The sequence below is a fragment of the Mesorhizobium sp. M7A.F.Ca.MR.362.00.0.0 genome (genome assembly GCF_004023175.1).
Taxonomy (GTDB): Bacteria; Pseudomonadota; Alphaproteobacteria; order Rhizobiales; family Rhizobiaceae; genus Mesorhizobium.
The window spans coordinates 1-9,568 of record NZ_RZTF01000234.1 but is presented as its reverse complement, the minus strand read 5'-3'; the positions used below and the strand labels follow the sequence as shown (position 1 = coordinate 9,568).

Below are 9,568 nucleotides of genomic sequence, written 5' to 3'. Positions count from 1 at the left end.
CGACACCGTCACGACACCGACGGCGCTGCACACGCCGGTCTCCGGCAGCACCAGCCAGACTTCGTGGGCCGCGGCATGGTCTCCGGCAATATCGGCCACCACCGAGCGGACTTGCTCGTAGCCGGTCGCCATCAGGAAAGTCGGGGCACGGCCGTAGGATTTCGAGCCAACGATGGTGAAGCCGGGTTCGGGATGCGCGAGTTCCCGTATGCCATGCGCCGGAACCGTGCCGCATGAGTGGAAGTTTGGATCGATCAGTGGCGCCAGTGCCGGCGGCGCTTCGACGGCGTGATCGAGCGCGATGCGGATTTCGCTCAGGAACGACAGGTCTGGCCTGAAGCCTGTGGTGACGACGATGCGGTCGATGGCCAGGTTGAACGGCTTGCCACCCAGGTTGGCGTCGACGACAAGTCCCTCGCCCTGTGTCTCGATGCCGTTGACGGCGAAAGACGTCAGCATGTTCAGCCTGCCATCCGTCATCGCCTGCCTGGCCGCCAGCCCAAGCGCGCCGCGTTCAGGCAACTGGTCGTTCAGCCCGCCGCCAAGCAATCTCTCGATGCTGGCGTGGCGCAGCGCCCAGAAGATCTCGGTGCCCGGTGCCGCGTCCTGCAACTCCATCAGCGCCAAAGCGACGTTGATGGCCGAGTGCCCGCCACCGATGACCAGGATGCGCTTGCCTGCATAGTCTTCTCTCGCCTTGCCGACCACGTCGGGAATGCCATAGGCGATGCGTGCCGACGCCTCGCTTTCGCCAGCAACCGGCAGCCCGTCGACGCCGATCGGATTTGGCCGCCACCATGTTCCGGACGCGTCGATGACCGCGCGCGCGAGAACGCGGTGTTCGCCGCCGGCATCGCGATAGCGGATGACGAAGGGCGCGTCCTTTCGGCCATCATTGGCAACCTTGTCGTGTCCCTGACGGGTGATTGCTGTGACCTCGGCGCCAAGCTTCAAATTGGCGGCGATCGCGGGAAGCCGGCCAAGCGGCGCCAGATAATCGCGCACGATCTCGCCGCCGGTCGGCAGGCCCTGGCTGTCCTGGCTGTCCGGCGCCGTCCAGCCGGAGCGGTCGAGCAGCGCCCGCGCCGCCGCATCGATGTTGTACTTCCATGGCGAAAACACCCGCACATGCCCCCAATCGAGCAGCGCCGCACCCACGCTTTCGCCGCGTTCCAGGACGAGCGGAGTGATGCCGCGCTCGACCAGATGCGCCGCGGCTGCCAGCCCGACCGGGCCGGCGCCGATCACCGCGACGGGAAGGTTTGCCATCATGTCCATAGGTTCGATCCTTCCGGTATGTTCGAATTATAAGCGCAAAAAAATCAAGCCAGCGCTTTGCCGGCGGCGGGCGCGCAGGCGGCGTCGGCGCAGCACTCGTCGGCGAGGTAGCCGATCAGCGCATTCATGCCGGGATAGTTGGCGCGGCAGATCAGCGTCGTCGCTTGCCGCTCCTGCGTCACCAGACCGGTGTCGACCAGCCGCTTGAGGTGATGCGACAGCGTCGAGGACGGAATGTCGAGCTTGCCCTGGACGCTGCCGACGGCAAGCCCGTCGTCACCGGCGCGCACCAGGATGCGATAGAGCTGAAGCCGCGTCGGGTTGCCGAGCGCTTCGAGCTGGGAGGCTGCTTTTTCGAGTTTCATGGAAATAAACTATACGGCACTTTTCGCATCGTCAACCCAAATTTCGAAAAATATGGAAATACGAAACCCAGGCACCGTCAAAGGTGCCTCAGATCGACCGCTGGTTGACCCGCTTGGCGACCTCTTCCGCACTCTCGACCCGCTCGGAATAGCGGTCCGTCAGGTAGTTGGAGCGGTCGCGCAGGAGCAGGGTGAACTTCATCAGCTCCTCCATCACATCGACGATCCGGTTGTAATACGATGACGGCTTCATGCGGCCTGCCTCGTCGAACTCGGCGAAAGCCTTCGCGACAGACGATTGGTTGGGGATGGTGACCATTCGCATCCAGCGGCCAAGGATGCGGAGCTGGTTGACGGCGTTGAAACTCTGGGAGCCGCCGGAGACCTGCATGACGGCGAGCGTCCTGCCCTGCGTCGGTCGTACTCCGCCCATCGACAGCGGCAGCCAGTCAATCTGCGCCTTCATCACCCCCGTCATGGAACCGTGCCGTTCCGGAGAGCACCAGACCTGAGCCTCCGACCAGATCGACAGGTCCCGCAATTCCCTGACCTTGGGATGCTCGGCGGACGTCGAATCCGGCAGCGGCAGGCCCGAAGGATTGAAGATGCGAACCTCGGCGCCGAAACGACGGAGGATTCGCGCGGCCTCCTCGGTGACGAGGCGGGAATAGGAGCGTTCCCGCAGCGATCCGTAGAGCATCAGCACGCGGGGCTTGTGAATGGATCTAGCCGCGTCCAGCAGAACCTGCATATCGATCGGCCGAAACTGCTCTTCGTCGACGTTCGGCAGCGCGTCATCGGCGACGTGGTTCTGCTCAGCCAATGCGCTTGCCCTTGGTGTCGACGACGACTTCGCCGTCCTCTTTAACGAACGGCCCGATATCGGGGTTGGGCAGGATGTCGAGAACCGCTTCCGAAGGTCGCGCGAGAACGACGCCGAGACGCGTGACCACGATCGGCCGATTGATCAGGATCGGATGCGCCATCATGAAGTCCAGAATTTCATCGTCGGTCCACTTGGGATTGCCGAGATCGAGTTCCGCGTAAGGCGTGCCCTTCTCGCGCAGCAATTGGCGCGGCATCATGCCCATCGCGGCAATCAACTCGACCAGCCTTTCGCGCGACGGTGGCGTCTTCAGATATTCGATCACCTCCGGCTCTTCGCCGGACTGGCGGATCATGGCCAGCGTGTTGCGCGAGGTGCCGCAATCGGGGTTGTGGTAGATGGTGACGGTCATTCGGCAGCCTTCATCTGTCTTGTTGATTTCGGTTCGGCGAGCAGCCAGCCCGCCAGGGCCATGGCCAGCAGCGCCCCCAGCAATTCGGCGGCTATGAAGCCCGGCAGGTCGACCGGACGGATGCCAGAAAACGTGTCGGAAAAGGCGCGGGCGATCGCGACAGCCGGGTTGGCGAAGGAGGTCGAGGCCGTGAACCAGTAGGCGGCGGTGATGTACAGCCCGACAAGCCACGGGATCGCGTCGGAGCGGAAGCGCAAGCCTGCCAGGATGGTGAACACAAGGCCGAAGGCGGCGACTGCCTCCGCGAGCCATTGCCCGGTTCCGGTCCGCACCGTCGCTGAGGCCTGCAGGATAGGCAGTTCGAACATGGCATGGGCCAGAAACGTCCCGGCAATGCCGCCCACGACCTGGGCGGTGACATAGGCAAGCGCCGCGTTCGCCTCGATCTCGCGGCGAAGCGCGAACACCAGCGTGACGACCGGATTGAAGTGCGCCCCCGAGATCGGTCCCAGTATCGTGATCAGCACGACGAGGATCGCCCCGGTCGGCAGCGTGTTGCCGAGCAGCGAAACGGCGACGTCGTGTGTCAGCCGGGCGGCCATGATGCCGGAGCCGACCACGGTCGCGACGAGCAGCGCGGTTCCCAAGGCTTCCGCGACGATGCGGCGTGGCAGGTCGTTCGCCACGAGCTTCAGCCGGCCTTCGGCAGGTTGCGGCCGATTTCATCCAGCCGCTTCTGCAGGGCAAGCTTGTCGACCATGCTCATCGGCAGGCTGATGAACATCGAAATCCGGTTGTTGAGCATGCGATAGGCTTCGGCAAAGGCCAGATGTTTTTCGGCATCGGTGCCCTCCGCGTCAGCCGGATCAGGCACGCCCCAATGTGCGGTCATCGGCTGTCCTGGCCAGACAGGGCACGATTCATTGGCGGCGTTGTCGCAGACCGTGAAAACGAAATTCATCTCCGGCGCACCGGGAACCGCGAATTCTTCCCAGTCCTTCGAACGGGCAAAGGACGTGTCGTAATTGAGGTTCTTCAGAAGCTGGAGCGTGTAGGGATGCACCGCCCCTTTGGGATGCGACCCGGCCGAATAGGCCTTGAACTTGCCGGCGCCAATGCGATTGAGAGTCGCCTCTGCGATGATCGACCTCGCCGAATTGCCGGTGCAGAGGAAAAGAACGTTGTACGGTTCGCTCATGGTGCATGCCTCCCTTCTAGCATTTGCAGGTTACCGCCTGGATCACGGGCTGGCAGAGCTCCGGCGCGCCATTGCAGCAATCTTCCATCAGATAGGCCAGCAGGTCGCGCAGGCCGGTCATGTCGGCGACATAGCGCACGGTCCTTCCGTCGCGTTCGGGACGGATCAGCCCGGCATGGGCGAGCACCTTCAGATGCGCCGACATGGTGTTCTGGACCGTGTCCAGCCTCGTGGCGATCTCGCCCGCCGGAATGCCTTCCGGACCGGCACGCACGAGCAGCCGGAAGACATCCAGCCGCGTCTCCTGGCCAAGTGCGGCCAGCGCGTTCAAAGTGCTTTTCTTATCCATATATCCGAATCCTTGGATTTATGGATATCGGCTTCCCAGCGATCTGTAAAGCGTGTCCGCCGCCATCATGTGACGGCAAGCACCTTTCCCGTATCGTGCTGGCGCACGAAGTCCACGCGGGCGCCGTCCCAATGGTAGCTGTAGTGGCGACCCTGCACTGGAATGGTAATGACATCGGGCCAGAAGATGCCGATACAGTCGCCGCCCGGCATGCGCACGCTGTTCCACACCAGTCCGTCGCTGCCTCCTGCCCGCAGCGCCCGCCCTTCCGCCTGCGAGGCGGAATAGTCGTCCGGGTCGAGCACGCCGGGCACGGCGTTGACGTCATCGAGGTCGCGGTCGACGCTGCCGATCAGCACGCGGAAATCCGCCGTCCAGCCCGGCCCCTCGTTGGTGGCGCGCATGAATTTCTGATGATGGTGGATGGTTTCGGCCAGAGCGACGTCCTCACTGTCGCCGGCATAGTAGATGCCGTAGCTGCCATCCGAGAAGCGGCCTGGCCTCAGCGTCGAGCAGTGCACGAAGGGCGCCATCACGAAGCTGGCGCCGGGGCCGGAAACCCGCCTTGCGGCCGACACCTTGCCGAGGTCGCCGATCTCGAACCTTATGCGCGGGTTGGTCTTCGCCTCGACCGAGGCCAGCGCCTCCCAGTCGCGCGGGTCGGCAATGTCCTCGAACAGGTCGATGGGCGGATGGATGGAGCGGATGATGCGGAAGGTCTGGGGCCAGTCAACGCGGCGCCTGACCGCAAGTCCACTCACCATGCGCCACGCTCCGCATCGAGCCATTCGCGCATCGCCGAGAGATCGGAGATTTCGCCGCGCAGCATCAGGTCGAGGGCCGACTGGCCGCCGAAGGTGGCATTGGGCTTGCGGATCCAGGCGTAGCCGCGTGCCGGCTCCGTGAACAGATAGCGCAGGCCCTTATGGATGCCCATCAGATGCGCCATGCGGGTGCGCAGGTCGCGGTCGATCCTGCCGACGCCGCCTTCTTTCGCCCCAGTCTTCCAACGCGCCCAGGTCCGGGCCGACATGCCGCCGAGCAGGATGCAGGCCTCCAGGTCAGTGAGGTTCCAGGCCTTGAACAGATTAACCGTGGTGCGCGCCAGCGCGCCGGCCTCGTCATCCGATATGACGCTGCCAACCGTGGCCGGTGTCGTGACAATGGACTGAAGCTGCATTTTGTTGCCTCGCTATTGGCAGATATATAGCATGAATTTGCCAATTGGCAAGGAGATCAGCAAGGCAGGGCCATCGCTTTCAGGCCAATGACGGCTTCCGTCTTGTGAAGGCCACCAATCGCCAAAGTCGGCGCCGCCGCTCATCCGCCTGCCGGCACCTTCTCCCCGTATAGTGACGGGGAGAAGGGAGATGGCCGCATCGCTGGCGCCTATTCTGCAACATTGGAGATTGGCGAAACCGTCCATGACGGCGTCTTTCTCCCCGTCACTATACGGGGAGAAATGCCCGGCAGGGCAATGAGGGGCGGCGCTGACCTCGGCGATACCGGACGGACAGCGCGCCACATATCGTGGCGCGCTCTGACCAATTTTACTCCGCCGCCTCATACCCCGCGATGCCCTTGATCTCGAGGAAATCCTCGAGCCCGTATTCGGCATATTCGCGGCCATTGCCCGATTGCTTGTAGCCGCCGAACGGCAGGCCGGCGTCCCACTGGGGATAGTTGATGTAGACATTGCCGGTGCGCATGCGCGCCGCGACTTCGCGCGCCTTGTTCATGTCCTTGGCCTGGATGTAGGAGGCGAGACCATAGACGGTGTCGTTGGCGGTCTCGACCACCTCGTCGACGCTGTCGTAGGGCATGATCGCCAGTACCGGCCCAAAGATCTCCTCGCGCGCGATGCGCATGTCGTGGGTGACATCGGCGAACACCGTCGGCCTGACGTAATAGCCGCGGTTGAGTTCGGCCGGACGGCCGGGGCCGCCGGCGACCAGAGTCGCACCTTCATCGATGCCGGCCTGGATCAGGTCCTGGATCTTGTCGAACTGGATCTGGCTGACGACCGGGCCAAGCTTGGTGCCGGCGGCGTCGGCGGGGCCGACGGTGAACTTTTCCGCAGCCGCCTTGGCATAGCCGGCTGCCTCGTCATGGCGGTCGCGCGGCACGAACATGCGCGTCGGCGCGTTGCAGGACTGGCCGCTGTTGCTGAAGCAGCCGGCGACGCCCTTGCTGACGGCGCTTGCGAGGTCGACATCCCCGAACAGGATGTTGGCCGACTTGCCGCCAAGCTCCTGATGCACGCGCTTGACCGTGTCGGCGGCGGCCTTGGCCACCAGGATGCCGGCACGGGTTGAACCGGTGAACGACATCATGTCGATGTCTGGATGGCTGGACAGCGCCTGGCCAACGCCCGGTCCGTCGCCATTGACGAGGTTGAAGACACCCTTCGGCACGCCGGCCTCGTCGAGGATTTCGGCGAAGATGATGGCGTCGAGCGGCGCGATCTCGGAGGGCTTCAGCACCATGGTGCAGCCGGCAGCAAGCGCCGGGCCGACCTTGCAGGTGATCTGGTTAAGCGGCCAGTTCCACGGCGTGATCAGCCCGACGACGCCGATCGGCTCCTTGACCACGAGATGGTTGCCCTTGACGTGGCGGAATTCGAAACTCTTCAGCACGTCGGCCATCTTCTGCAGATGCGCAAGACCGATGCCGACCTGACTGTCCAACGCCATCTGGCGCGGTGCGCCCATCTCGCGTGACACAGCGATAGCAAGATCGCCACTGCGCTTCTTGTAGACCGCGATGATGCGGTTCAACAGGTCGAGCCGCTCGCCAACCTCGGCGAAACCAAAGCTGTTGAAGGCGCGCTTGGCGGCGGCGACCGCCTTGTCGACATCGGCCTTGGAGCCGAGCGAAATCTGCGCAAAGGCGTCCTCATTCGAGGGATCGATGACATCCAATGTGTTGGGCACAACAGGATCGACCCACGCGCTATCGATATAGAACTGCAGATTGTGTGACATGGTTTTCTCCTTGGCCGCATCGTCGCGCCGGGCCGTCATATCTGACTGGAGATAACGATGCACAAACGCCGCTGTCAAACGCAACCCCCGAAGTGGTTGAGCCAGTGCGGCAGTGATTGAGCCAGAGCGTTCGGGTCAGCAACCGGCTTGGTGAGGATGGACTACAGCAAGATATGCCCGGCCTCGACCAGAAATCGCCTCGCCGCAGCCTGATCCGTCGCTTTCACCAACAGATGGTCGCCATCGAAAGTGGACACCACGAAGATGCCCAGCCCGTTTTCCGACAACGGCCTGATGACCGACAGCACGATACCGGTTTCGTCGAAGGCAAACGGCCCCTGAAGCTTGAAGGCCACCCAGTCACCGTCCTGCCTGACACTATCCGGCACACGATCCTGCAGGCAAACGATCGAAAGCTCGTCGTCAGTCCTTGTGATGCTGACGAAGCCTGGCCCGTCCGCCCAACCGGGGATGGTCTCCCCCGCCGGCAGCCGGGCAACCGCGTAAAACCCTGGGAGTTGTTTGAGCCTGACGCAGATGGCCATTGTCGAACCCCTCCCTCAGATCGCCGGTGATCCCGCCAGCTTCTTGCTCATGTGGACCGTCATACCGTTCATGAACGGCTCTTCCCTATCGATGACATAGCCCTGCCTCTTGTAGAGCGACACATTCGCCTCGAAGGCGCCGTTGGTCAGCAGGCGAAGCTCGGCGCGTCCCGCTCCGATCGCCTTGCGCTCGGCCAGTTCCAGCAACAGCCGGCCGATCCCCCTTCCCTGCGCATCCGGTGCGACGCAGACATTCTCGATCCACAGGTGATCCTCGGCCAGCACGGTTTCGATCAGCCCGACGATCCGATCATCCTCCACGGCGAGATCGAACGGATGCTCGGCAACGGCCCTGTCATAGTCGGCGCGCATAGGCAGCGGCTCGCGGCCGATCACCGGCACCCATTTGGCATAGGCGGCACGAACGATATCCCGGATCGCGGCGGCGTCAGCAGGCACGGCCGGCCGAAGCCGGATGGAAGAATTGTTGGTCATCAAAGTGCTCCAGATATGAAAACCCCCGCCGGCGATTTCGCGGGCGGGGCTGGAAACGAACGAACCGGGTCTATCCTGCCGGTCTTTGTCGTCGCGCAATCAGTCTGCCGCTCCGCACTGTGCAGGGGCGGCGTCGCTTGGTGGGCGCGAGGACGAACATGGCGCCAAGCTGGAACAGGAAGAGCGGCGCGTCAAGACACCTACAACGGCTTCAGTATTCCTGCGCCGTCGGCCGGAACAATATCTCGTTGATGTCGACCTCGTCAGGCTGGCTCATGGCGAACACCACCGTCCTGGCAAAAGAATCGGCCGGAATGGCCACCCGGTCGTAGAGTGCGCGTACGCCCTCGGCGACATCGGGCTCGGTGACGCTGCCGGGCAGTTCGGTCGCCACGGCACCGGGCGAGATGATGGTGGTGCGGATGTTATAGGGTTTCACTTCCTGGCGCAGGCCTTCCGAGATGATGCGCACCGCGTGCTTGGTCGCGGCATAGACCGCTCCGCCCGGCCCGACCTTGTGGCCGGCGACCGACGAGACGTTGATGATGTGGCCGCTTTTCTGCGTCTTCATGTGCGGCAGCGCGGCGGCAATGCCGTAGAGCACGCCCTTGATATTGACGTCGATCATCCGGTCCCAGTCCTCGACCTTGCCGCGCTCCAGCGGGGAATGCGGCATCAGGCCGGCATTGTTGATGATGACGTCGACGCGGCCATGCGTCTCGACCGCATGGTCGACCAGACGCCGGACCTGGCCGACGTCGGTGACGTCGGTCTGAAGGATGGCGCCCTCGCCAAGTGAAAGCTCGCCGGCCAGCACCTGCAGCCGGTCGAGGCGGCGTGCGCCCAGCACCAGTTTCGCGCCCTCCCTGGCCAGAAGCCGTGCGGCGGCTTCGCCCAGCCCGCTGCTGGCGCCAGTGATGACGACGACTTTGTCCCTGATGTTCTCGGCCATGATCTCATCCTTCTGATTGTCGGCTTCGCTGCCCACGGCAGCCTGAGCGTTCGAACTGGCGCTTCAGCCGGGCAATTCGACCCGACCGAGCCAGCCGGTGACCTCGTCAAGCGTCTGGCGTTCCTGGTCGCACTGCTTGGAAAAAACTTCGATGAGCCGAGCCC

12 protein-coding genes and 1 pseudogene (1 of these 13 cut by a window edge) are annotated in these 9,568 nt (G+C 63.6%); all 13 read right to left on the bottom strand.

Features of this window, described 5'->3' with window-relative positions:
• A pseudogene (locus EOC06_RS24340) lies at positions 1-1,278 on the bottom strand (NAD(P)-binding domain-containing protein); it reaches 146 nt to the left of the window's first position.
• Between the two features lie 44 nt (positions 1,279-1,322).
• Positions 1,323-1,643, bottom strand: coding sequence for a helix-turn-helix transcriptional regulator (locus EOC06_RS24335; protein WP_127272114.1), 321 nt, complete (start codon positions 1,641-1,643; stop codon positions 1,323-1,325).
• 88 nt (positions 1,644-1,731) lie between these two features.
• Positions 1,732-2,466, bottom strand: coding sequence for an arsenical resistance protein ArsH (gene arsH / locus EOC06_RS24330; protein ID WP_281062106.1), 735 nt, complete (start codon positions 2,464-2,466; stop codon positions 1,732-1,734).
• Positions 2,459-2,881, bottom strand: coding sequence for an arsenate reductase (glutaredoxin) (gene arsC / locus EOC06_RS24325; RefSeq protein ID WP_128308982.1), 423 nt, complete (start codon positions 2,879-2,881; stop codon positions 2,459-2,461). The genes arsH and arsC overlap by 8 nt, the downstream gene beginning before the upstream one ends.
• Entirely contained in the window at positions 2,878-3,567 is a 690-nt protein-coding gene (locus EOC06_RS24320; protein ID WP_127322436.1) for an MIP/aquaporin family protein, read from the bottom strand. The genes arsC and EOC06_RS24320 overlap by 4 nt, the downstream gene beginning before the upstream one ends.
• A 5-nt stretch (positions 3,568-3,572) precedes the next feature.
• Entirely contained in the window at positions 3,573-4,079 is a 507-nt protein-coding gene (locus EOC06_RS24315; protein ID WP_128308981.1) for an arsenate reductase ArsC, read from the bottom strand.
• Positions 4,080-4,095: 16 nt separating this feature from the next.
• Positions 4,096-4,428, bottom strand: coding sequence for a helix-turn-helix transcriptional regulator (locus EOC06_RS24310; RefSeq protein WP_127270864.1), 333 nt, complete (start codon positions 4,426-4,428; stop codon positions 4,096-4,098).
• 65 nt (positions 4,429-4,493) lie between these two features.
• Complete coding sequence (locus EOC06_RS24305; protein WP_128308980.1) at positions 4,494-5,192, bottom strand: RES family NAD+ phosphorylase; 699 nt, start codon at positions 5,190-5,192, stop codon at positions 4,494-4,496.
• Positions 5,186-5,608 carry an MbcA/ParS/Xre antitoxin family protein gene (locus tag EOC06_RS24300; protein ID WP_127271235.1) on the bottom strand — a complete coding sequence of 141 codons (423 nt, stop codon included), beginning with the start codon at positions 5,606-5,608 and terminating at the stop codon, positions 5,186-5,188. Before EOC06_RS24300 ends, EOC06_RS24305 begins: the two co-directional genes overlap by 7 nt.
• 370 nt (positions 5,609-5,978) lie before the next feature.
• Positions 5,979-7,412: an aldehyde dehydrogenase family protein gene (locus EOC06_RS24290; protein WP_128308979.1), complete on the bottom strand. Its 1,434-nt coding sequence runs from the start codon at positions 7,410-7,412 to the stop codon at positions 5,979-5,981.
• A 161-nt stretch (positions 7,413-7,573) separates the two neighbouring features.
• On the bottom strand, positions 7,574-7,957 hold the full coding sequence (locus EOC06_RS24285; RefSeq protein ID WP_128308978.1) for an ACT domain-containing protein: 384 nt from the start codon (positions 7,955-7,957) through the stop codon (positions 7,574-7,576).
• A 15-nt stretch (positions 7,958-7,972) separates the two neighbouring features.
• The gene (locus EOC06_RS24280) at positions 7,973-8,452 is read right to left on the bottom strand and encodes a GNAT family N-acetyltransferase (RefSeq protein ID WP_128308977.1); all 480 of its coding nucleotides are present in this window, start codon (positions 8,450-8,452) and stop codon (positions 7,973-7,975) included.
• A gap of 211 nt (positions 8,453-8,663) precedes the next feature.
• A complete protein-coding gene (locus tag EOC06_RS24275; RefSeq protein WP_128308976.1) occupies positions 8,664-9,404 on the bottom strand; it encodes an SDR family oxidoreductase in 741 nt (246 codons plus the stop codon).
• Positions 9,405-9,568: the final 164 nt, after the last annotated feature.

Coding starts and splice junctions, on each gene's coding strand:
- EOC06_RS24335 (WP_127272114.1), bottom strand. CDS start 1,643: ATGAAACTCGAAAAAGCAGCCTCCCAGCTCGAAGCGCTCGGCAACCCG.
- arsC (WP_128308982.1), bottom strand. CDS start 2,881: ATGACCGTCACCATCTACCACAACCCCGATTGCGGCACCTCGCGCAAC.
- EOC06_RS24315 (WP_128308981.1), bottom strand. CDS start 4,079: ATGAGCGAACCGTACAACGTTCTTTTCCTCTGCACCGGCAATTCGGCG.
- EOC06_RS24310 (WP_127270864.1), bottom strand. CDS start 4,428: ATGGATAAGAAAAGCACTTTGAACGCGCTGGCCGCACTTGGCCAGGAG.
- EOC06_RS24305 (WP_128308980.1), bottom strand. CDS start 5,192: ATGGTGAGTGGACTTGCGGTCAGGCGCCGCGTTGACTGGCCCCAGACC.
- EOC06_RS24300 (WP_127271235.1), bottom strand. CDS start 5,608: ATGCAGCTTCAGTCCATTGTCACGACACCGGCCACGGTTGGCAGCGTC.
- EOC06_RS24290 (WP_128308979.1), bottom strand. CDS start 7,412: ATGTCACACAATCTGCAGTTCTATATCGATAGCGCGTGGGTCGATCCT.
- EOC06_RS24285 (WP_128308978.1), bottom strand. CDS start 7,957: ATGGCCATCTGCGTCAGGCTCAAACAACTCCCAGGGTTTTACGCGGTT.
- EOC06_RS24280 (WP_128308977.1), bottom strand. CDS start 8,452: ATGACCAACAATTCTTCCATCCGGCTTCGGCCGGCCGTGCCTGCTGAC.
- EOC06_RS24275 (WP_128308976.1), bottom strand. CDS start 9,404: ATGGCCGAGAACATCAGGGACAAAGTCGTCGTCATCACTGGCGCCAGC.